This is a genomic window from Winogradskyella ouciana, from assembly GCF_965284585.1.
GTDB classification, from domain to species: Bacteria; Bacteroidota; Bacteroidia; order Flavobacteriales; family Flavobacteriaceae; genus Winogradskyella; species Winogradskyella ouciana.
In genome coordinates this window covers 3368630-3391785 of sequence record NZ_OZ260095.1, presented here as the reverse complement: position 1 = coordinate 3391785, position 23156 = coordinate 3368630, and the positions used below count along the sequence as shown (strand labels likewise).

16 protein-coding genes are annotated in these 23156 nt (G+C 35.6%); 12 read left to right on the top strand and 4 right to left on the bottom strand.

Annotated elements, in window-relative coordinates; translation table 11 throughout:
* Positions 1 to 162: 162 nt before the first annotated feature.
* Both ACQ65V_RS15060 and ACQ65V_RS15055 read left to right on the top strand, forming a co-directional pair.
* The gene (locus tag ACQ65V_RS15060; RefSeq protein ID WP_430468555.1) at positions 163 to 1194 is read left to right on the top strand and encodes a helix-turn-helix domain-containing protein; all 1032 of its coding nucleotides are present in this window, start codon (positions 163 to 165) and stop codon (positions 1192 to 1194) included.
* Positions 1195 to 1213: 19 nt separating this feature from the next.
* A complete protein-coding gene (locus tag ACQ65V_RS15055) occupies positions 1214 to 1654 on the top strand; it encodes a BLUF domain-containing protein (RefSeq protein ID WP_430468554.1) in 441 nt (146 codons plus the stop codon).
* Between the two features lie 9 nt (positions 1655 to 1663).
* On the opposite strand, the gene rlmH is transcribed toward ACQ65V_RS15055, so the two are convergent.
* Positions 1664 to 2137: a 23S rRNA (pseudouridine(1915)-N(3))-methyltransferase RlmH gene (gene rlmH, locus ACQ65V_RS15050; protein ID WP_273289400.1), complete on the bottom strand. Its 474-nt coding sequence runs from the start codon at positions 2135 to 2137 to the stop codon at positions 1664 to 1666.
* 91 nt (positions 2138 to 2228) lie between these two features.
* Between rlmH and nadC the strand changes: the two genes are divergently transcribed.
* From nadC to priA, 3 genes are read left to right on the top strand one after another with little or no spacing between them, the layout of a single operon-like run.
* On the top strand, positions 2229 to 3086 hold the full coding sequence (gene nadC, locus ACQ65V_RS15045) for a carboxylating nicotinate-nucleotide diphosphorylase (protein ID WP_430468553.1): 858 nt from the start codon (positions 2229 to 2231) through the stop codon (positions 3084 to 3086).
* 1 nt (position 3087) lies between these two features.
* Positions 3088 to 4047, top strand: a complete 960-nt coding sequence (locus ACQ65V_RS15040) for a YihY/virulence factor BrkB family protein (RefSeq protein WP_430468552.1) — start codon at positions 3088 to 3090, stop codon at positions 4045 to 4047.
* 1 nt (position 4048) lies between these two features.
* Positions 4049 to 6502 (top strand): replication restart helicase PriA, encoded by a 2454-nt coding sequence (priA, locus tag ACQ65V_RS15035; RefSeq protein WP_430468551.1) that lies wholly within the window; start codon positions 4049 to 4051, stop codon positions 6500 to 6502.
* A 261-nt stretch (positions 6503 to 6763) separates the two neighbouring features.
* On the opposite strand, the gene ACQ65V_RS15030 is transcribed toward priA, so the two are convergent.
* On the bottom strand, positions 6764 to 7459 hold the full coding sequence (locus ACQ65V_RS15030) for a LytR/AlgR family response regulator transcription factor (protein WP_076620930.1): 696 nt from the start codon (positions 7457 to 7459) through the stop codon (positions 6764 to 6766).
* 199 nt (positions 7460 to 7658) lie between these two features.
* On the opposite strand from ACQ65V_RS15030, the gene rpsF reads away from it, so the two are divergent.
* The 6 genes from rpsF (at position 7659) to ACQ65V_RS15000 (ending at position 13510) form a co-directional block, all read left to right on the top strand.
* Complete coding sequence (gene rpsF, locus ACQ65V_RS15025; protein WP_155089546.1) at positions 7659 to 7997, top strand: 30S ribosomal protein S6; 339 nt, start codon at positions 7659 to 7661, stop codon at positions 7995 to 7997.
* Positions 7997 to 8296 (top strand): 30S ribosomal protein S18, encoded by a 300-nt coding sequence (gene rpsR, locus ACQ65V_RS15020; RefSeq protein WP_273289456.1) that lies wholly within the window; start codon positions 7997 to 7999, stop codon positions 8294 to 8296. Before rpsF ends, rpsR begins: the two co-directional genes overlap by 1 nt.
* A gap of 13 nt (positions 8297 to 8309) precedes the next feature.
* Positions 8310 to 8771, top strand: coding sequence for a 50S ribosomal protein L9 (gene rplI, locus ACQ65V_RS15015; protein WP_155089548.1), 462 nt, complete (start codon positions 8310 to 8312; stop codon positions 8769 to 8771).
* Between the two features lie 111 nt (positions 8772 to 8882).
* Positions 8883 to 12089, top strand: a complete 3207-nt coding sequence (locus ACQ65V_RS15010; protein WP_430468550.1) for a TonB-dependent receptor — start codon at positions 8883 to 8885, stop codon at positions 12087 to 12089.
* 57 nt (positions 12090 to 12146) lie between these two features.
* Complete coding sequence (locus ACQ65V_RS15005) at positions 12147 to 13019, top strand: glycerophosphodiester phosphodiesterase family protein (RefSeq protein ID WP_430468549.1); 873 nt, start codon at positions 12147 to 12149, stop codon at positions 13017 to 13019.
* Between the two features lie 11 nt (positions 13020 to 13030).
* Entirely contained in the window at positions 13031 to 13510 is a 480-nt protein-coding gene (locus ACQ65V_RS15000) for a DUF6495 family protein (RefSeq protein ID WP_430468548.1), read from the top strand.
* Positions 13511 to 13698: 188 nt separating this feature from the next.
* Here ACQ65V_RS15000 and ACQ65V_RS14995 read toward each other — a convergent pair whose 3' ends face one another.
* Complete coding sequence (locus tag ACQ65V_RS14995) at positions 13699 to 14940, bottom strand: ABC transporter permease (RefSeq protein WP_430468547.1); 1242 nt, start codon at positions 14938 to 14940, stop codon at positions 13699 to 13701.
* A gap of 272 nt (positions 14941 to 15212) precedes the next feature.
* Between ACQ65V_RS14995 and hisS the strand changes: the two genes are divergently transcribed.
* Complete coding sequence (gene hisS / locus ACQ65V_RS14990) at positions 15213 to 16595, top strand: histidine--tRNA ligase (RefSeq protein WP_430468546.1); 1383 nt, start codon at positions 15213 to 15215, stop codon at positions 16593 to 16595.
* Positions 16596 to 16679: 84 nt separating this feature from the next.
* On the opposite strand, the gene ACQ65V_RS14985 is transcribed toward hisS, so the two are convergent.
* Positions 16680 to 23033, bottom strand: a complete 6354-nt coding sequence (locus tag ACQ65V_RS14985; protein ID WP_430468545.1) for a choice-of-anchor D domain-containing protein — start codon at positions 23031 to 23033, stop codon at positions 16680 to 16682.
* Between the last annotated feature and the right edge of the window lie 123 nt (positions 23034 to 23156).

The following is a 23156-nucleotide window of genomic DNA, read 5'->3' as shown; positions in this document are numbered from 1 at the left end:
TAACGTTCTCTGTGCTTAGATTTATTAATTAGCCTAAAACAATATATTTCATATATAGTTGAAATACAGTAATTTATAATTTATTTTAACTCTGGTAAATTAAATGTTTTACTATTTTTTACTAAAGTCATATCTTTAATGATTAAACAAACGGTTTTTTTAATGACAAATGTAAATATCGTTGGGTCAGATATTGGTGAGATAACTAAGTCTTTATCGGCTTTTTCAGATGCAAGTCATTATTTTAATGAGAGTTATGTTAGTATGACTCTTAGTACGACTTTTGGTAACGGTTCTATATCAATTGTTAGAATTTCTGATTCTATTTCTGCGATTACGTTTAATGTGGTTTTTAGTGAAGATCAAAGCATAAGTCTTCAGAACAAAACTTCTCATAATATTGACTTTATATATTGCCTGGAAGGTCATGTAAAGCAAAAATTTTTAAATAACTCTAGACTAGAATGTATATCCTTTCGTCAGAATTCTATATTTGGCAGAACACCAAAGACGACAAATTTCATTACATTTTTAAGTGGAGTTCCTGTTAAAGCTTGTATTATAATTTTTGACAATACATATAGTATGAGGATTATTGATGAGGATAAAAACTTGGATTTAAGAACAGCTGCAGTTAAGGAATTATCAAATAATTTTAAACAAGAAGATTTTAGATATTTAGGTCGAATCTGTTTTAAACCAGCGATCTATGCCAAAAAAATTATAGATAACAATAATCCGTCATCTTCAGATTTATTGTTTATTGAAGCCGCTATTTTAAATATTATGGCATCGCAATGGGAGAGACACCAAGAGGATTCTAAGACTAACGGTATTGAAGCTCCCTTAAGACCTTCAGAATTGGATAAAGTGGTAGCTTTAGAAAGTTTTATAAACTCAAATATAACAGAGAATCTATCAATTGATAGATTAGTGAAAATATCTGGGCTTAATCCAGCTAAGTTGCAATTAGGATTTAATTATCTGTTTAATGCAACAATTTCTTCGTATGTCAGAGACAAACGCTTAGACAAAGCCGCACAGCTTATAAAAGAAACGGATTATAATGTTTCTGAGTTGGTATATAGTATTGGGTTCTCAAGCAGAAGCTATTTCAGTAAAATATTTAAACAAAAATTTGGAGTGCTGCCATCGCAATGTGTGTCTAATCCTAGTTTATTAATGGCAGTTTAAAATTTAGTAGTTAAAAAAAATGTACTATTCCATAATATACCAATCAAAATCCCAGTCTCATTTCGCGCCAATGGATATAGAGCTTATGCTCATGAAAGCCAAGCGTAAAAACAAAAGGCTTAAAATTACAGGATGTATTGTTTATGCTGATAATAAATTTATTCAACTCATACAGGGACCAAAGGATGCTATTATAGATCTATATAAGGAGATAAAGGCAGATAAAAGACATTTTAAGGTTATAACTCTTTTAGAGCAATCAACTGAGCAAAAAATATGGAGTGATTGGTCTATGGCAATGCTAGACTTTTCTGGTAATGTTAAACAAGTTATGAATAGCAGAATATTGCTTGAGTCCTACTTGGAAAATGTTACTCCGAAAGAAAAGGAATCAGATTCATACAAAGTATTTAGAGCGAGCGTCAATGACTTATTGAATGCATCCGAACAACATGTTTGATTTTAGCTACTAACGATGATGATAAGGTTCATTCCTTAAAATCGTAAAGCCTCTATACAATTGCTCTATAAAAAACACCCGAACCATTTGATGCGAAAATGTCATTTTAGACAAACCTAACTTTCCGTTAGATCTGCTATAGACTTCATCAGAAAACCCATAAGGGCCACCAATTACAAAGACTAGGGTTTTTATACCAGAGTTCATGTGCTTTTGTAAATAGTTTGAGAAAGCCACCGAATCCATTTGCTTACCGTTTTCATCAAGTAGAATAAGTATGTCTGATTTCTCGGTCTTAGAAAGTATGAGTTCACCTTCCTTAACTTTCTGTTGAGCTTCAGACAAATGTTTAACCTTTTTTAGGTCTGGTATGATCTCAAACTCAAACCTTATATAGTGTCCAAGACGTTTTTTATAATCGTCAATAAGAGCTTGAAGATTTTTATTGTCGGTTTTGCCTATGGCTATGAGTTTTATGTTCATGGTTTCAAAGTTATGCTTTTTTGGAATTTGGTATTTAGTTTTTGAAGTTTTAACCTTTCAATTCCTATTTTTACAGTAAATATTAGGTTTCATGATTTCACAAGAACAATTCAATAAAGAAATAGGATTAATCATAGCCAATGCCATCCGCGAAGATGTTGGTGATGGCGACCATAGTTCATTGGCTTGTATTCCTGCGTCAGCTCAAGGAAAAGCTAAATTATTGGTTAAGGATAAAGGTATAATTGCTGGTGTTGAATTTGCAAAACACGTGTTTGCTTATGTAGATGCCGATATGAAAGTTGAAACCCTAATAAAGGACGGAAGCAAAGTAAAGCATGGTGATATTGTATTTTATATTGAAGGAGCTTCACAGTCCATTCTCAAAGCGGAGCGCTTGGTCTTAAATGCCATGCAACGTATGAGTGCTATTGCAACCAAAACAAGGCAGTTTGTCGATTTGCTCGAAGGTACAGGAACCAAGATTTTAGACACCAGAAAAACCACTCCTGGTATTAGAGCGTTAGAAAAATGGGCTGTAAAAATCGGAGGTGGAGAAAATCACAGATTCGCGCTTTATGATATGATAATGCTAAAGGATAACCACATTGATTTTGCTGGTGGTGTTACTAAGGCTATTAACCTCACCAAGCAATATTTAAAAGACACCAATAGAGATTTAAAAATAATCGTAGAAGCTCGTAATCTTGATGAAATCAAAGAGATTTTAGATTGTGGAGGTGTGTACAGAATTTTAATAGACAACTTTAATTACGAAAACACACGCAAAGCTGTAAAGTTAATAGGTGACCAATGTCTAACGGAATCTTCTGGTGGAATAAATGAACATACCCTAAGAAAGTATGCCGAATGTGGTGTGGATTATATTTCATCAGGAGCATTAACGCATTCGGTGTATAATATGGATTTGAGCCTAAAGGCAGTATAATATGACAAAACATATTGAAGATAAACTCGATAAAATTCCTGTTCTTAATCTAATCGCTCGTTTTTTTAAGCAGATAAGGTTACCTGGTTTTGAAGGGTTATCTATTTACGATCTGCTGGAGCTTTATGTGATGGGTATAATTAAAGGTGCACTCACCACAAGAGCCAGTGCTATTGCCTTTAGTTTTTTTACGGCGATTTTTCCGTTTTTGTTGTTTGTAATCATTGTAATCCCAGAAATACCAATTGAAGGATTTGAAACCGACTTTTTAGAGTTTCTTAATTCGTTCTTACCTCCTCAAACTTCAGACTTCTTTTTCGGTTATATTTTTGAGGACATTCAAAACAACACCAGTGCAGAATTGATTTCAACAGTATTTGTATTGTCCGTTTTTTTAATGGCAAATGGTGTTAATGCTGTTTTTTCTGGTTTTGAAAGCTCTTACCATAGGCAAGTTTATAGAAATGTGTTTAAGCAATACATGTTCGCACTTGGTATTGCACTCATACTTGCATTTATTCTCATACTGTCGGTTGCCGTGTTTGGGTATGTTCAGATATATGTTATCCTACCGCTCTACGAAAGCTTTGGTGGCAAAATTGGAGTGGACCCAAGTAAGGAATTGGGATGGATAGTATTTGCCAAATACTTGTTCTTTGTTATAGTTATATACTTTGCAACAGCAACACTGTATTATTTTGGAACAAAGGAAGGACGCCATTCCAGGTTTTTTTCCGTTGGTGCATTACTGACCACCTTGTTGATTATACTAACCTCATTTCTATTTGGATTGTACATAGAAAACTTTGGAAGATATAACGAATTATATGGCTCGGTTGGAGCGCTATTGATACTACTGTTTTATCTATGGTTAAACTCCAACATTCTACTTCTGGGCTATGAGCTCAATGCATCTTTGCAGTTTTTAAGAAAGTACCCTAAAAAAGACAAAGGCGAATAGTATGACCTATTTCCTGGACGTCATACTACCTATTCCGCTTCAAAAAGCATTTACCTATCACATTACCGAGGCTGAAGCAGAATTTCTTACAGTAGGAATGCGAGTCGCGGTTCCTTTTGGAAAGAGTAAGATCTATACGGCTTTAGTTTATAGTATTCATAAAAATCCACCAGTAGCATACGAAGCAAAAACCATCCATCAGATTTTAGATGAACAACCAATTGTTACTGAAGTGCAATTAAAACATTGGGAATGGGTTGCCAGCTATTATATGTGCAGTATAGGTGAAGTTATGCGTGCCGCAATGCCAAACGCTTTTATACTAGAAAGTGAAACCATCATTTCTAAGAACGAAAAAAATGAAGTCAATGATCTAGAGCTAAAGGATGACGAGTTTTTAATCTACGAAGCTCTGCAATATCAGTCTTCTTTAAAGATTCAGGATGTGGTTTCCATTTTAGATAAAAAACGTGTACTACCTGTTATTAATGGTTTGGTTGAAAAAGGTGTTCTCAATCTGCAAGAAGAACTTTATGAAAAGTATCAGCCTAAATTGGTTCGCTATGTAAAACTTCATGAACATCATAAATCCGAAAAACAACTTCAAGAATTATTGGATGAACTCAGTAGAGCGCCAAAACAGCGTGAAGTAATTTTAACGCTATTCACTTTAGAGGCTTCTGAAAACAAACCCATACAAGTTTCAGAATTGGTAAAACGAAGTGGAGCGTCTTCAGCTACGGTAAAAGCACTCATTGATAAAGGGATTTTAGAGGAATATCACATCAAAACAGACCGTATTCAATTTGAAGGTGAAGGTGATGCCGATTCTAAAATTTTGAATGAAGCACAAACCGAAGCTTTTAATCAAATAGAAACAGCCTTTAACACCAGATCTGTTGCGTTATTGCATGGAGTAACGTCATCTGGTAAAACAGAAATCTATGTTCAGCTTATTGAAAAGCAATTGGAGCTTGGAAAACAAGTCCTTTATTTGTTGCCAGAAATTGCATTGACAACCCAATTGGTACAACGTTTACAAGATTATTTTGGAGAAAAGGTCGCTGTGTTTCATAGTCGATATTCCGGTAACGAGCGTGTTGAGGTTTGGAATAATTTGCTCAATAATTCCGAAAAAGCACAGGTGGTCATAGGTGCGCGTTCTGCATTGCTATTGCCATTTTCAAATTTAGGTTTAATTATTGTTGATGAAGAGCACGAGCAATCCTATAAGCAATTCGACCCTGCACCGCGTTACCACGCTAGGGATGCAGCTGTAGTATTAGCGAATATGCATAACGCTAAAACACTTTTAGGTTCGGCTACACCAAGTTTGGAAAGCTATTTTAATGCCAGCCAAGGTAAGTATGGGCTAATAGAATTAAAAACACGATACAACAATGTACTAATGCCAGATATAGAGTTAGTAGATTTGGCAGATAAGTATAAACGTAAACGCATGAAAGGTCATTTTTCGGATCGACTGATTGAAGAAATGACTGAAACCTTGGAGCAAGGCTTTCAGATTATATTATTTCAGAACCGAAGAGGGTTTTCACCTATAGTTGAATGTACAACCTGCGGTAATTCGCCACAATGTCCAAATTGTGATGTTAGTTTAACGTATCATCAGTATAGAGATCAGTTACGTTGTCATTATTGTGGTTATAATTCGGCAATGCTAAAGAGCTGTCAGGCTTGTGGAAATGCGACGTTAGATACCAAAGGATTCGGAACCGAGCGGATAGAAGAAGAGGTGAAGGTTTTATTCCCAGAAAAGAAAGTAGCTCGAATGGATTTAGATACCACAAGAGGTAAGTATGGTTTCGAGAAAATCATCAATAGTTTTGAGCAACGCGAAGTCGATATTTTAGTAGGTACGCAAATGCTTACTAAAGGATTAGACTTTAGACATGTTAAGCTCGTTGGTATTATGAATGCTGACAACCTATTGAATTTTCCAGACTTTAGAGCGCATGAGCGTAGTTACCAATTAATGGCTCAGGTTTCGGGTAGGGCAGGACGTACTGATATTAGAGGCAAGGTATTGATTCAGACTTACAACCCTCATCACAATATTCTTCAGCAAGTTTCTACCAATGCATACAAGGACATGTATGCTGAGCAGATGAATGATAGATATAACTATAAATATCCACCGATTTATAGATTGATTAAAATAACCTTTAAACATAAAGACTACAACAGAGTGAATCTGGCAGCAGATTGGTACGCAAAATCACTTCGACAGGTGTTTAAAGCTAATGTCCTTGGGCCTGAATTTCCACCTATTTCAAGGATTAGAAACCTTTACAATAAAAATATCCTTGTTAAGATTCCACAAAAGCAATCATTAGCTAAAACTAAAGAGGCTATTTTAAAGATTGATAATAGCTTTAATGCCGTAAAGGATTTTAGATCAGTGCGAGTGGTTTTGAATGTGGATAATTACTAGAAACACCCCTAAAGTCCCCTCAAGGGGACAATTGTTCTAAAGTGTCTTCTTGAGGGGGCTTTAGGGGTGTATATCCCGAAGTGTTTTTTATGAAGTACAACTAAAAAAATCCCATTAAAATGTAATAATTAAGTAGCAATTTGTCATTCTGAACTTGTTTCAGAATCTAAAATAAAATTTTTTTGAAGTAAAAAATCCCAGCATTTCTGATGGGATTTTCAATAAATTATAATGTAATGCTTTAAATGATAAAATAATGGTTTACATATTATTCAAAGCATCAACCAATTGTGTCTTTTTATTTCGACTCAATGGAATTTCGTAAGCACCAACTTCAACATTTTTACTGTTAAAACGGTCAATTTTGTCTAAATTCACGATATAAGATTTGTGAATTCTTAAAAATTTCCCTTCTGGTAATTCCTTTTCAAAAGCTTTCATGGTAGATAATACCACTAAGCTATTTTCTTCTGTTACAACTTTTACATAATCGCCTAAGGCTTCAATCCACTTAATATCCTTAATGTAAACTTTACGTTTTTTAAGGTTACTTTTCACAAAGATGTGTTCACCATCCGTTTCGTTGAAATCTAATTTCAACTTATGCTGCTCAATAGCTTTTTCTACGGCAGTATTAAAACGTTCTTTAGTGATTGGTTTTTGAAGATAGTCGGTAGCGTCGTAATTAAATGCTTTAAAAGCATATTCCGTTTTACCTGTAACAAAAATAATTTGGGGTTTGTTGTTGAGTACATCTAAGAGTTCAAAACCGTTTAATACAGGCATCTCTATATCTAAGAAGATAAGATCTACTTTGTGGGTATTAAGACCGTTTTTTGTTTCTAACGCACTGCTGTATTCTGCAATAAGGTTAAGCGAAGAATGATTCTCGATTAACTTTACTATAGAAAGACGTTGAATCGCAGAATCATCAACAACTACACAGTTTAAAGTCATAACATTAATATTTTATTAGGTTAAGATATCGACAATAGTACGATAAATTCGGTTAAAAAACAAATTTTACCGACAAACTGTAAAATTTAACACAATCTTTAGTAGTTGAATATTTTGAAATTTTACACTATAAATCGTTGGTAGAATAGTAATTAATGTGTATTTTTGCAGCCGTTTTAACAACAAAAAACAAATATTTATGAATCGTTATGAAACTGTTTTCATCTTAAATCCCGTTTTATCTGAAGATCAGATAAAGGAGACAGTAAAGAAATACGAAGATTTTCTTGTTTCTAAAGGTGCGAAGATGATAGCCAAGGAAGATTGGGGCTTAAAAAAGCTGGCTTATCCAATCCAAAACAAAAAAAGTGGTTTTTATCACTTATTTGATTACACTGTTGCTGGTGAAGTCATCGAGCAAATAGAAGTAGAGTTTAGACGTGATGAGCGTTTTATGCGTTACTTAACTGTGAAATTAGACAAGCACGCAGCGGCTTGGGCTGATAAGAGAAGAGATAGAAACAAACAAAAAGCGTAATTATGTCATCTATAGAACAACAAGCTAAAGGAAAAAAGGACGGAGAAATCAGATATCTTACTCCTTTAAATATAGAAACTACAAAGCAAAAGAAGTATTGTCGTTTTAAAAAGTCTGGTATTAAGTATATCGATTATAAAGATCCAGATTTTTTATTGAGTTTCGTAAACGAGCAAGGTAAATTGTTACCAAGACGTTTAACAGGAACATCATTAAAATACCAAAGAAAAGTATCTGTGGCGGTAAAAAGAGCTAGACATTTAGCTTTAATGCCATATGTTGCTGATTTATTAAAATAAAAATATCATAACAATGGAACTTATATTAAAACAAGACGTTGAGAACTTAGGATTTAAAGACGACATTGTAACGGTTAAGAACGGTTATGGTAGAAATTTTTTAATTCCTCAAGGCCAAGCTGTAATGGCAACGGCTTCTGCTAAGAAAGTATTGGCAGAAAACTTAAAGCAAAGAGCTTATAAAGAAAAATCTATTATTGCCGAAGCAGAAAAAACTGCTGAAGCTCTAAAAGGATTAGACATTAAGATAACAGCAAAAGCTGGTACTGGTGCTACGGCAGGCGACAAATTATTTGGATCTATTACCAATATGGATTTGGCTAATGCACTTAGAAACGAAGGTCACGAAATTGAAAAGAAGTTTATCTCTATTCAAGGTGGTAACATTAAGCGTTTAGGTCAGTACGATGCTGAAATTAGATTACATAGATCTGTAACAGTAGATTTTACTTTTGAGGTTATCGCAGAAAGTTAATAACAGAAGTATTTAGTTAATAAATAAAGAGTCTCTTTTTAGAGGCTCTTTTTTTTATTATTAAATTTACGTCAACTAATAATCACTAAACAATTAATTCATAACTTTCTCATGAAACATTCAATTCTGGTTATTTGCTTACTTTTTGCATCGTTTTCATATGCACAAGTAACGACATCTAACATCAAAGGTCTTATACAAGACGAAGAAGGACAACCACTACCTGGAGCAAATGTTGTAGCTATACATACACCTACAGGTACAAAGTATGGTGCGATTTCAAATTTTGAAGGCCGCTACAATTTATTAAACCTTAGGGTCGGTGGTCCTTACACGGTAACCATAACTTATGTAGGTTATACCGAAAAAGTATTTTCGGACATTTATTTAACTTTAGGTAAGACAGAAAATATAGATCATCAAATGACACCTGGTGATGAAGCATTAGATACTGTAGTCATTACAGCTAGTTCATCTGGTACATTTAGTAGTGATAGAACAGGTGCGGAAACAAGTGTTGGCCGTAGGGAACTTACGAGATTACCAACCATATCTAGGTCTGCGTCAGATTTTACACGTTTAGAACCATCTTCAACAGGAAATTCTTTCGGTGGTAGAAACGATCAGTTTAATAACTTTTCATTAGATGGGTCTATTTTTAATAATCCGTTCGGGTTAGATTCGCCAACACCAGGAGGGCAGAGTGGAGCACAGCCAATCTCATTGGATGCGATAGAACAAATTCAAGTATCGTTAGCACCTTATGACGTTACCCAATCTGGGTTTACAGGTGCAAGTGTTAATGCGGTTACAAAAAGTGGAACAAACGAATTCCATGGAACCGTTTATGGATTTTCAAGAAATGAAAGCCTTACTGGTAGTCAAGTCAACGGAGATGATGTACTGCAACCAGATTTAGAGCAAAACCAATTTGGCTTTAGCCTTGGAGGGCCTTTGGTAGAAAATAAGCTGTTTTTCTTTATTAATTTTGAGAAAGATCAACGTACGGATTTAGGTACAAACGGTTTCTTTCCAGGAAATGGCGGTAATGCAGCAGGCGAGTCTAGTGTATTAGAATCCGATTTTATGCTGGTTGATAATATCTTAAGACAAGTATCTATAGGAAATGGTGAATTTTACAATCCTGGTGCTTACGAAGGCTTTACTTTTGATAGCAACTCTACAAAAGGTATTTTTAAATTAGATTGGAACATTAATGACAAGAACAGACTTGCATTTATATACAACTTTTTGGAAGCATCTAGAGAGCAACCTGCGCACCCTTCGGCATTAGGCTTTAGAGGGCCTGGTCCAAATCAGTTACAATTTCAAAATGCTGGATACCAAATAAACAATAACATTGATTCTTTTCAACTAGAATTAAATAGTGATTTGGATGACGGCATAAGTAACAAACTTCAAATAGGTTACACACATTTTGATGACTTTAGAAATCCATTTTCTACACCAGCTCCAACGATCACTATAACTAATGGAGGTGCAAACTATATTATTGCTGGTCATGAACCATTCTCTATCAATAATACCCTAGACCAAAAAGTGTTTCAGTTTACCAATAATCTAAACATGGTTAAAGGAGATCACACGTTTACATTTGGTATTTCTTACGAAAAGTTTGAATTTGATAACTCATTTAATTTAGGAGCTTATGGTGCTCAGGGAGTGTTTTTCCCAACTGCAGATATTCAGTCGTTTAGGGATGCAGCTGGAGATCCTGGTGCAGAAGCAAATTTAGTCGCTTTTTATCAAGATTTATTTGATATGGCTATTGCCAATCACAATGCGTTAGAATCAGCTGGTGTAGGTAATCCAGGCGGTTGGGCTTTGGCAGAAACTAACGTAGGACAATTGGCTTTTTATGCTCAGGACGAATGGAATATTACCGAAGACTTTAAATTGACCTATGGTATAAGATTCGATAGACCGCTTTACTTTGACACCGCTGATAAAATCAGGGAAAATATAGATAGAAAAGGTGGTCCGTTTAATCCTGCTGATTTCTCAGGAGGTACTTATCAGCCTACGATAGATTATTTTGATCCAGATACAGGTGAGATGGTTAATCTAGATTCTACAACACTACCTTCTAATGAATTATTGATTTCACCGAGATTAGGGTTTAATTGGGACGTAAATGGAGATAATACCACTCAAGTTAGAGGTGGTACAGGTGTTTTTACAGGTCGTTTCCCATTTGTTTGGTTAGGTAACCAAGTACAAGGTGTTGACTTTTTCTTCTATCAAGTGGTTGATCCAGATTTTAAATGGCCACAGGTTTGGAGAAGTAATATAGGTGCAGATCATCGTTTTGAAAATGGTTTAACTTTATCGGCAGACATTTCATACACTAAAGATATAAATGGTGCACATGTACAAAATTGGGCATTGGATGATCCTTCTGGTACATTACAAGGTGTTGACAACAGACCGGTTTATGAATCTTCAGACATCGCAACCAATGAGTTCGGAGGACCTACTAACGCTTATGTATTTACCAATTCTGATAAAGGAAGAATTTGGAATGGAACGTTAAAAGCTCAAAAAACCTTTGGAGGTGGATTTTATACAAGTTTAGCATATAACTATTTAGATGCAAAGGATGTTAATTCAATTGAAGCTGAAATTACTGGTGATGCTTTTGCTGGTAATGCGATTTCTGGCAATGCCAATGATGATGTGTTATCTCATTCTAGATATGGTGACAAACACCGATTTATAGGTGTAGGTTCTAAGAAATTTGAATATGGCAACGGTAAATTTGCAACTACGATATCAACATTTTTTGAATATGCTCGTGGTGGAAGATTTAGTTATACTTATGGTGGTGACTTAAATGGAGATGGCTCTAATTTCAACGATTTATTATACATTCCTACCAGTGGAGAGGTACAACAAATGAACTTTTCTGGTGCAGGACAAGCTGAAGCTTTTGAAGCCTATATTCAACAAGATGATTATTTAAGTGAAAACCGAGGTAGTTATGCTGAACGTTATGGTGCTCTATCTCCATGGAGAGGTCGTTGGGATATTAAAATTCTTCAAGATTTTAACTTTAAGATAGGTGAGAGAACACATACTATTCAGTTAAGTGCAGATGTGTTGAATGTTGGTAATTTACTTAATAGTGAATGGGGAGTTGTTGAGGTACCTAACAGTATTCAACCATTAGGAGTTTCTGTAGATGGTAACAATAACCCAACTTACACGTTTGACGGTAATTTAGAAGAGACATTTAGTGCGGATGTAAGTTTATTGTCTAGGTGGCAGGCGCAATTCGGAATTAGATATATTTTCTAATCGCAAAACACATAATAATTAATTAAATTTGCGCTCTTGTTTAAGGGCGCATTTTTTATGAAAAAATTTAAGTTACAATACGTACTTTTTCTATCTGTTTTATTCGTTTTTACCAATTGTAAGAGTGATAAAAAAACCTACACGGAAAAATCTAAACCAGTTGAGATATTTAGAGCTTCAAAATCTGATTATCCCAACATTAGTGTACATCGTGGCGGAAAAGGTTTAAAAAATTATCCTGAGAATTGTTTAGAGACCATACAATACATAAACGATAGTATTTCTGCGATTTTTGAAGTGGATGTAGCTCAAACCAAAGACGGACAGCTCATACTAATGCACGATAATTCCATAGATAGAACTACCAATGGAAGCGGCTCTGTAAAGAATCTAACTTACGATGAAATAAAAAATTATAATCTCATTGATGACTTCGGAAATCAAACCAATTTTAAAATTCCATTGTTTTCTGAGGTTTTGGATTGGTGCAAAACTAATAATGCAATCTTAACTGTAGATATTAAACGCAGCGTGCGTCAAAAAGATGTGATTGATACTATTAAAAAGGCGATGGCAGAAGACAATAGTATTATAATTACTTATGATGTTGTACAGGCACAATCTGCTTATAAATTGGCACCAGAATTGTTACTGTCTGTATCAACAAGAAATCATGAGGAATTAGATAGATTGCTCCAAACCGAAATTCCAACCGAAAATATGATAGCCTTTACAGGAACACGTTTATCTAATGTGTCATTGTACAAAAGGTTGCATGATGAAAATATAGTTTGCATTTTAGGTACTCTAGGTAACTTAGACAAACAAGCGGAAGTTAGAGGCGACGAGATGTATAAGCGTTGGCACAAATTTGGTGCAGATGTTTTGGCAACAGACAGACCATTTGAAGCTTATAAAGCGATTAATTAAGATATAAGATTATGAAGTACGCGAGATTAACAAAAGAACAATTTGAAGAATTACACCAAGAATTTATCAATTTTTTGGCAACACAGTCCATCACAGCTGATGAATGGGAAGATATAAAAAAGAACAAACCAGAAGCTGCTGAGCAAGAACTTGACGTATTTAGCGATTTGGTATGGTATGGAGTTTTGGATAAGGTAGAATACTTGGAGCATATCTCTCCAAACCAGATTCATCTGTTTAAGTGTAAGGAAAAAGATATGCATCTTATTGCATTAAAAGTAAAAGAGAATAAAGTCGATTTAACTACAAAAGATGGTTTTCAGTGGCTTAGAGATAATTTACTCTCAGACGATATCGAATTTTTCAATGCGAAAAAAGACTATTCAGACGATAAACACTTAGATATTTTTAAACTGATACAGCAAGGTGCAAACATCACAAAAGGGGAACTGTTTCAGTATTTTGAGAAATTGATAAAAGGCAATAACTAAATACCTCTACTTTGCTCATTTTGTTCTTGGGCTCTTTTTTGTTTTATCACATCTTTTAACTGCCTAAAAGTGCGAGGTTTCAATCGATAAGGTAAAGATATGCCGTAATCTTTATCAACATCATCTAAAAGGAGGTTTCTGAAAAAGTTATTTAATATTAGAAAAAAGTTTTTCAAAAATTCTAACTTTTACTCATAACGTAAAGACTCAATAGGATCTAATCGTGCGGCTTTCGTTGCAGGATAAAGCCCTGAAATCACAGCAACTATAAAGGCTATACTCGTTGCCCAAATCATAGCGACCCAAGGTGTGGAGAAATCGAGTTCAAACCCTTTGGCAACGCCCCAACCTATTAAAATACCCAGAAAAATACCTAAAATTCCACCTAATTGACCTATAATAACAGTTTCCATAAAGAATTGAAAGGCAATGGTTCTGCGTTTGGCACCTAAAGCCTTTCGTACACCGATTTCTCGAGTACGTTCACTAACGGAAACTAGCATAATGTTCATTAAGGCAATAGTGGAGCCAAAAATTGTAATGATACTTATTATCCATGCTGCAATGTAGAGTGTGCTGGTATTTTCAGCAACACGATTCAATAAGTCATCACTTCGCTCAATGCCAAAGTCATTCTCTTCTATTGGGTTGAGTCCTCTAATATTTCTAAAGGTTAAGATAGCATCCTCTTGCGCTCCTTCTAGCATATCGTTTTTTTCAACTTTTACACTAAGCGTGTAATTGATGTTAGGATTGGTAAAAATAGAACGTGCCTTTTGTATCGGCATAATAACCCTTAAATCCTGGTTATTTCCAAAGGTTGAGCCTTTTTCCTTTAACACACCAATAACCTTAAATTTTGAGCCTCTTATGCTAATGGTTTTGTCAATCGGGTTTTCATTTGGGAACAATGCTTTTTGCAAATCACTACCAATAACACAAACCGAACTACTATTTTCTATGTCAAAGAAGTTAAGTGAGCGACCATTTGCCACCTCGAGACCAGAATTTTCAATAAAGTTTTCATTAGAACCAATAACGGCAACTTCGGGATCTGTTTTTTGGTTTTCGTACTTTACCTCAGCGGCAAAAGTACCCATAAATGATACTGCGACCTTTGTGAATGGATAATCGTAGTTTTCTTCAAATTCCTTTACATTTCTGTAATTAATAACTGGATTTATCTTTTGACGTTCCCTACTACTTTGGCGTTGATTGGTAAACTCATAGCGCTGAAAATTGAAGGTGTTGGCACCCATAGAAGAAAAACTACCTGAAATGGTGTTTTCTAAAGCTGACACACCACTAAGAATACCTACCAAAGCCATAATACCAATAGCGATGATCAATACCGTTAAAATAGTACGTAGTAATTGACTTTTAATAGAACCGAAAGCAATTTTAATATTCTCTTTAGCCAGTGAAAACATAGTTGTATCTAAAGTTAGTTGGGTTATTTAAAACCATAAGACGTTCTAAACCGCATAAAGTTACTATAAAAATGAAATTACTTGGGTATGCCTCTAAAATTTATAATATTTTTGTGATGAATGTTGAATTTTAAACTGCTATCATGCTGAGCGCAGTCGAGGCACATCAGTGTTGTTCATTAAAAAGTACTTCGACTGCGCTTAGTGTGACAATTGAATTCAAATTAAATTAAGTTTCATTTAAAGAGATTTCCGTTTTCACGGGAAATGTTATGTCAAAAAAACCAAGTATACCAAAAGGAACCAGGGATTTTAATGCCGAAGAGGTTGCAAAACGTTCCTATATTATGGAAACGATTAAGGAACAGTTTCAGCTCTATGGATTTCAACCTATTGAAACACCAAGTTTTGAAAACTCAGAAACCTTAATGGGGAAATATGGAGATGAAGGTGACCGCTTGATTTTTAAGATTTTGAATAGTGGTGAATATTTGAAGAAAATCTCTGATGAAGACTATAATTCTAAATCGGAAAGTTCAATTACTCCAAAAATCTCAGAAAAAGCCCTTCGCTACGATCTCACAGTCCCTTTTGCTCGTTACGTGGTACAACACCAAAATGAGATAGAATTTCCATTCAAACGCTATCAAATACAACCGGTTTGGCGCGCAGACCGTCCACAAAAAGGACGTTTTAGAGAGTTTTATCAGTGTGATGCTGATGTTGTGGGTTCAACATCCTTATTTCAAGAAGTTGAATTTGTGCAATTGTACGATGCGGTCTTTTTAGCTTTAAAGTTGGAAGGTGTAACCATTAAAATCAATAATAGAAAGATTTTATCTGGTATAGCCGAAGTTATTGGTGCACAAGACAAATTGATAGACTTTACGGTAGCCTTAGACAAATTAGATAAAATAGGAGAGGAGAAGGTAAAAGAGGAAATGCGAAGCAAAGGCATTCCAGAAGATGGAATCGCCAAACTTCAACCTTTATTTTCTTTATCTGGAGATTTCGGTGACCAGGTAGAAAGCTTAAAGTCTATTTTAAGTACTTCAGAAATTGGTAAAACAGGAATAGAGGAACTGGAATTCATTAATTCAGCTATTTCAAAACTAAAACTCAAAACAGCCAAGCTTCAGCTGGATGTTACATTAGCCAGAGGACTAAACTATTATACAGGTGCCATTTTTGAAGTATCCGCACCAGAAGGTGTTAAAATGGGCTCTATTGGTGGAGGTGGTCGCTATGATGACCTAACAGGAATCTTTGGATTGAAAGATATGAGTGGAGTAGGGGTTAGCTTTGGTTTGGATCGCATCTATTTAGTATTGGAAGAACTACAGCTATTTCCTGAGACCATTACTGAAGCAACTAAGGTGTTGTTTATTAGTTTTGGTGATAAAGAAGCCATGGTTTCCTTAGAGGCTGTTTCCAAACTTAGGGACAATGGTATAAAAGCAGAAATATATCCTGATGCGGTTACCTCAGGTAAACATATGAAAAAACAAATGACTTATGCCAACCGACGTAATATTCCTTTTGTGGTTTTGGTGGGAGAGGAAGAATTGAAGTCTGATACATTCTCATTAAAAAAGATGGCTACTGGCGAACAACAAAAGCTAGAGTTTCGAGATTTGTTAAAAGCGCTAGAATAACTTCCTTATTATTTCATAAAATAAAAAAGCCCTGAATAAATCAGGGCTTTTTTGAGGTTAAGATTTAAGATTTGGGGCAAAAAATTACTTTACTAAAACTTTCTTCGTCGATACTGAACCGCTTGCAGCATATAACTTAATTATATAAGTTCCAGTACTTAAATTCTTAACTTCATATTCAGAGTAACCGCTCTCTGAAATATTTTCAATAGTATGAATAGATTGTCCTAATACATTGAATAATTCAATCGATTTTACTTCTATTTGGTTAGGGTTTATTAATATGATTTTCTCTTTGTCATTAGAGTATAACACATCTAAACTTTCGCTAACTTCATCATCTATACCAAGTATATCAGCAGCTGTTCCGAAAGTGATTTCAAAACGATCGAGATATTCACCAGCGTTTAGGAAAATTTCATAGTCACTAGCGCGTAGGTCATGATAAAGTTCTAGATCCTTATCATGGACATAGATATTTAAATCACTAGGTACATTTTCTAATTCATCTATGGTAATAGAATTTGTACCATCTTCATTAACTTTAACACCTATTGGATAAACAGCAGAAATTTCTGCATCGTTACTTCCTTGGATAATATATTGTTCATCATTGATTATCCAGAACATGTCATCTGTTTGATTGTCATTTAACTTAGCATCATAAGCCCAATCTACATCTGTTGTTGTATTTTCATCAATGGTCAATAACAGTTGTCTGTGCAATTGCATTGAGTGACTTGCGTTAAAACCAATTCTAAACTTCATTCTATCATCTGTTTCTGCATCGTTATTTGAAGTATGAGAATTTCTCAAAAACACAGAACTTGCTCCACCTTCTCTTTGGAAAACACGTTGGTCATTTTCAAAATTTATAGTTCCAGTACTGATGCCACTTACAAAGAAACCTTGACTAACAGGAATATATCTGCCAGGTGTCTTAGTACCTACACCTACTTGAGCCACATCTGGATCTGGCGCAGGAGCTGGCACACCACCTGAAAGGTTGTACAATGCATATCCCCCTTGATATTCTTGTAGTATATGGGAACCTCCTCCCCAATGCTCCCAGAAATAAAGTGTACCAGAAGTATCTGTGTTGTCAGAAATAAACTCGTCCGCATCTATAGCAGAAGCATAAGGATTACCAACTAAATAATCGTTACCGTTATTGATGGTTAAAGTAATATCGCCATTATTCGGTTTTCCTAAGAACACATAGTTTTGTTCTGTGAGTATTGAACCTGTTCCAGGACCCTTCATTGTAAAACCTTCACCTGCATTTATGGTACCTGTGCGTCTTACGTGTTGCCATGCAGAATAATCATCACTTGTTAAGTTGGCAAACTTCCATATCCAGTAATCTGCAATTCTAATAGGACTGGTTGCTGCTCCGTCATAGCCAGAACTTGAGAAATTAACTGCGTTAGTACCATCGAACATTACATCCTGTACAGTGTAACGGTAATCATTTGTCGCCATATCAGTTTCACCGACTGGTGAAGACCAATAGTTATAAGTATATGTGTCAGCTGTACCTTGTTGATCTTTTTCAAGCTCACCAGTAGCGTCAACCAGCAAATTACTACCTGTTTCTTGAATCAATTGAGATTCCCCTTCTAAATCTAATTTACCTGTTAATCTCATATAGTGAGAAACTGTAATTCCATTACCTGTATCAGTGGCATTGTCTCCACTTACTGTTAATTCATTGGCATCTATGTATAGTCCGAGTAACTCTCTATTGTCATTGTTACCACCAGGTAATGAAGAATTATCCATCGTAACATTGTGAGATGTTCTAACAATATTCCAATTTACTGTAATTGATGGGTCAACAATTGAAGCTGAACCAGGTATGTATTGTAAACTACCATTTGCCCATGTTGCTTTTGTATCCCAATCGCCATCTTGTGTAGACTCATAAGGTAATGGAGCTGTTTGTCTATCTACGGTATCTAAGTTTCTCAGTGCACCTTGATTTCCTTTCCCTGATGCATCATCTGTATTGGTATATGTATAAACTGACATTGGGTAATAACCAGCTAAATCATTCCATGGTACGGCATCAATATCATGTTTTGTAATGGTAGTAGGAAGTTCTTTACCCATTGCCTGACCAGCATTATCCTCAATTTCTTGATTCATTACAAATCGTAGTTGATCTTCCGTTAAATTAGTATCCCATACTCTAACTTCATCTATATTGCCTCTGAAGTGTTGATAGGTCGTTCCTTTTCCTGCAGCTGCAACTAAGAAAGAATCGTTTGTAGTTACTGGAGGAGCTAAGTTCACATCATTGTCTAAAACACCATCAATATATATATATGCTCTTGTTCCATCATATATCACAGCGATATGATGCCATTCATCATCAGGAATTCTTGTTGTCGAGATTATTTCTTGAGCACCGCCATTGAACCAACGAATCTGTAACCTGTTATCATTTTGTATTCTAAAGTCATAACCTTGAGTGAAAGATATATCTCTCTTTGATAGAATAGATTTAGTACCAATATCACCAGCATCGCGCTTAATCCAAGCAGATACTGTAAACCCTGTTGGATCTAAGCTTAAGTTGTCTTCCATATCTATATAATCTACAGCTCCGTCAAAGTATACTGAGCGTTCAACTATAACTTGAGGGGCATAACCAAAAGTGATGTATTTTGTGCCATCAAAATCGTACTCTGTTTCTAAATTGCCACTTCCGTCTGGAGTCATAACTCTATAGTCTGCAGTAGGATCAAATACACCAGTACTAGAGATAAACATGTAGTAACTGCCAGGAGGTGAAATATTTCTTATAGCATTTTGAGGAATTCTAACTTTTACAGAAGGAATATCACCACCGTTTTCAACTACTTTCCAAACACGTTGCATAGCGGTAAAACTAACGTTAGTTGTTAGGGCAGGTGTAATACCCGCACTCATGTTTACCGTAACTACAGAAGCAGCAAGGTCTAAATCTACACCATTATTTCCCCACATTAAAAACTCTTTATCGTTAAAGGTTGTCGGGTTTGTTGACTTGTTTAGGTTATTTGTGTCGTAAATATCAGTTAGTCCCATAGTAAGAACCCCTTCAATTCTACCTGTGCCATCAGTAGCGTTATTAACACTTCTAGATTGTTTTTGGTTTAAATCAGAATCATCATCTCTACCGATACCAGCAATATCATAATTATACCCTGAATTAACTGATTGGTCCCAAATTACTGTACCATCGCTATCTACATAATCTTGTGAAGTACCATTAACGCCGAGAGTAATACCATATTTTATAGCTAAATAAGACTGAATTCTATTACGCTCTTGTGTTAGGTTTGCATCAGTTTTTCTTGAAGAATATGTGATAACCTCAGCAACTCTTGCATTTAAGGATGATTCCCAACCTTCACTTCGTCCAATCCACCATCTCGAATCATTGGTATTCATGTATTCTGCAATGTCGTTTTGAGTGGTTTCAATATCATTGGCATTATAATATAACTCTTGTTGTGTATTTGCGCTGTTGTTTCTTGTGTTTATAATTCCGACATTGTCATAACTAGACCCTGTACCGATTTCTGCTACTGCATAGCCATCTGGTGGTGTTTGCCCTTGCGTGTAAGAATCGTGTGCATAACAAATGATTTCACCATCTACTCTCCCTGTATAAAAGCCGAAACCAATTCCGGTTGCATCTTCAGCAGCAGTATGGAGGTGGGCATCACTACAAAAGACATCCATAAAGCCAAAAGAGTTAGTGATGGGCGTGTCATCTGGTATAAGAACTATAAAAATATCTTGAGTATAGAAGCCATAATCACCTGATAGGAATTCAGAACCCGTATCGTCGTGTGAGTAATCTGTGTCTTCGGTGTATGTTCCATAAGAATTATCAAACTCAATCACTGGATTAAAATTGACATTCTGTGTTGTGTTGTCTCGATATGTTGGAGCTTGGGAACTATTTTGAACTCTAGCATCTGAACCAAGTCCTTGATCTTGCCAAGCCGTAACGCTTTGTCCATCTGTATAACTGTGTCCATCGTCAGATTTTAACCACAGAGCTAAACCTGATGTTACACCGCCCGGCGCAACGGTAGGGCTGGCCTTATCTACCATTGAAACCAAGTCAATTGCCATATCACTTCGGTCATCACCCAATATATCTCCACCAATTCTTATTTTAACAGTTTGACCCACATAACTACTTAAATCCACACCTATCGGTGTAAATGATGAGTTATCACTTAGTTGGGCATAACCAGATGCACTGTACAATACACTTGAATATGATAAGCCATTATCTGTGCTAATTTCTACAGTTAAATCACCCATATAATTGGTTGTTCCATTATTTCCATACATGTGATAGAAAAAAGTAAATCTTGGGTTGTCTGTACCTGTTAAATTAAAACAAGGGCTTACTAATCTTGCTGTTGTATTAAGATTTCCCGTAGCTTCGGTATAAATAAAATAACTTCCATCTTGTGCGGCATTAGGACCTGTTTGAGATGTTGGTGTGCCACTATTTCTTCTTGTCCAATCAAAATCGTCTTCTACACCATTGATTTCTTGTGTCCAAAGCCCAAAGCCTGCTTCGAAACTTTCTGAGTATGGGTATGATGATACGGTCGAAGAACATGTGCCAGGGGTAACACCATAACCTTGAATATTAAAATTATAAGGGTTTTCATCACTATCACCATTAACTATACTTACTGTAGCAGATCTTAGACCTACAGCACTAGGATCAAAAGTGATATCAAATGTTGTGTTGCCAGATGCTGCTACAGATGAGGCAGGTGAGGCTGTTACTGTAAAATCAGATGCGTGTGCACCACCAATAGTGATTGCACCAATAGATAATGTTGCAGTACCAACATTTTGAATAGTAAAAGTATTTGTATCTGTTGAGCCAGTAACTGATACCGCACCAAAGTCGGTGTCATCTGCAGTTGTAGGTGTTACGTCTCCATCAGTAATAGTAGTGGCATTACCTTGAATATTTATTTCTGGTGCAGGAGTAAACCCTGTTCCCTGTATATCGAAGTTGTATGGGTTTTCATCACTATCATTATTTGCTATAGAAACAGAAGCTGTTCTAAGTCCATTTGCACTTGGATTGAATGTAATTTGAAATGTTGTTGATCCGCTTGCTGCAATTGGTGTTGCTGGAATTGCCGTTACTGTAAAATCTGCTGCATTGGCACCAGTAATATTAACGTAAGGTGATCCACCGGTTAAATTTAAATTTAAAGTTCCTGTGTTTTGAATTGTAAATGTGTTTACTTGCGTCCCTCCAGAGGTAGCGACACTACCAAAATCAGTGTCATCACTCACAGCTGGTGTAACATCTCCATCAACAATTGTTGAACCATTACCTGTAATATTTACTTCTGGTTGAGGTGTAGCGCTTACTATGTTTATGGTGTAATCTTCTACTTCTCCATACCCAAAAGACTCACACTCTGTAGGAATTCCGTTATACTTCATGGAAACTCTCATTCTTGTGTTTCCTAAAGTGGCACCAGATGGTATAGTGAAATTACTTGAGATAGGAGTTGCTGTCGTTGCTGATTGCGTGAAAACTAATTCACCAGCATCCGCAAAGTCATAATCTTGATTATAATCAATCCAAATGGCATAACCTTCTGCATAGGTTGTACCTGGCCAAGTAGGGGTAATTGTAAATGTATAGTTATTTGTTTGAGTGAGGCTGGTCGAAATTGCCGTAAAATCAGAATACCCTGTACTTGTAGTACCAGCACCTGAAGAGTTGTCTATGGTGTTCAATTGAAATCTACCTATATACTCATCGGCAGTGCTATTACCATTAGATGCACAATAGCTTGGTGTTGTGGTAAAACTTACATTATCTATAGCAAAGTCACTTCTATAGTTTGTACCCGTTGTTGCATTGAATCTTAGTTTGATTGTTTGACCGACATATGATGATAAATCTATAAGATCAGTATTCCAGGTGTTTCCCAAATTTCCTGAATAAGTTCTTAGGGTCGTTGGGTACGTTGAGCCATTATCTGTACTTATATCTACATTTAAAGTGCCCATATCTACACCATACATATGGTAGCTATAACTAAAATATGCATTAGATTCAGACGTTATATCAAAACATGGGCTTTCAAAATTGGCAACCATGTTTGGAAAGCCACTTCCATTACCCGAAGCTTCAACATACATATACCATGTGTCTCCATTTCCCGTGCTTGGGCCTGTGCTTCCAGATGGAGTTCCACCTGAATCTCTTGTCCAATCTATATTATCTCCAGTGTCTTGTGTCCATGAACCTACACCAGATTCAAAATTTTCAGAATAAGGATAACTCGAAATTGTAGTTCCGCAAGTCTGGGAATAGATGGATGTGGTAAAAAGAATAGCACATACAATTAGTGCATACCTATCTAGGGTTAGAGTAATAGTTTTCATAAGCGGTTAAGTTTAGTTTGGGACTAAATTTATGCACCAAACATAGAACATTATTCCATAAACAGCAAAAATAATCGATGAAATGCAATTTTAATTTTTAAATGATTAATAATCAGGGTGATA

What these genes read in the sequence shown, in the direction of transcription:
- priA (WP_430468551.1), top strand. Translation starts at nt 4,049, where the DNA reads ATGACCTATTTCCTGGACGTCATACTACCTATTCCGCTTCAAAAAGCA.
- ACQ65V_RS14995 (WP_430468547.1), bottom strand. Translation starts at nt 14,940, where the DNA reads ATGTTTTCACTGGCTAAAGAGAATATTAAAATTGCTTTCGGTTCTATT.
- nadC (WP_430468553.1), top strand. Translation starts at nt 2,229, where the DNA reads ATGATTTCACAAGAACAATTCAATAAAGAAATAGGATTAATCATAGCC.
- ACQ65V_RS15000 (WP_430468548.1), top strand. Translation starts at nt 13,031, where the DNA reads ATGAAGTACGCGAGATTAACAAAAGAACAATTTGAAGAATTACACCAA.
- ACQ65V_RS15030 (WP_076620930.1), bottom strand. Translation starts at nt 7,459, where the DNA reads ATGACTTTAAACTGTGTAGTTGTTGATGATTCTGCGATTCAACGTCTT.
- ACQ65V_RS14985 (WP_430468545.1), bottom strand. Translation starts at nt 23,033, where the DNA reads ATGAAAACTATTACTCTAACCCTAGATAGGTATGCACTAATTGTATGT.
- ACQ65V_RS15010 (WP_430468550.1), top strand. Translation starts at nt 8,883, where the DNA reads ATGAAACATTCAATTCTGGTTATTTGCTTACTTTTTGCATCGTTTTCA.
- ACQ65V_RS15040 (WP_430468552.1), top strand. Translation starts at nt 3,088, where the DNA reads ATGACAAAACATATTGAAGATAAACTCGATAAAATTCCTGTTCTTAAT.
- rplI (WP_155089548.1), top strand. Translation starts at nt 8,310, where the DNA reads ATGGAACTTATATTAAAACAAGACGTTGAGAACTTAGGATTTAAAGAC.
- hisS (WP_430468546.1), top strand. Translation starts at nt 15,213, where the DNA reads ATGTCAAAAAAACCAAGTATACCAAAAGGAACCAGGGATTTTAATGCC.
- ACQ65V_RS15055 (WP_430468554.1), top strand. Translation starts at nt 1,214, where the DNA reads ATGTACTATTCCATAATATACCAATCAAAATCCCAGTCTCATTTCGCG.
- ACQ65V_RS15005 (WP_430468549.1), top strand. Translation starts at nt 12,147, where the DNA reads ATGAAAAAATTTAAGTTACAATACGTACTTTTTCTATCTGTTTTATTC.
- rlmH (WP_273289400.1), bottom strand. Translation starts at nt 2,137, where the DNA reads ATGAACATAAAACTCATAGCCATAGGCAAAACCGACAATAAAAATCTT.
- rpsF (WP_155089546.1), top strand. Translation starts at nt 7,659, where the DNA reads ATGAATCGTTATGAAACTGTTTTCATCTTAAATCCCGTTTTATCTGAA.
- ACQ65V_RS15060 (WP_430468555.1), top strand. Translation starts at nt 163, where the DNA reads ATGACAAATGTAAATATCGTTGGGTCAGATATTGGTGAGATAACTAAG.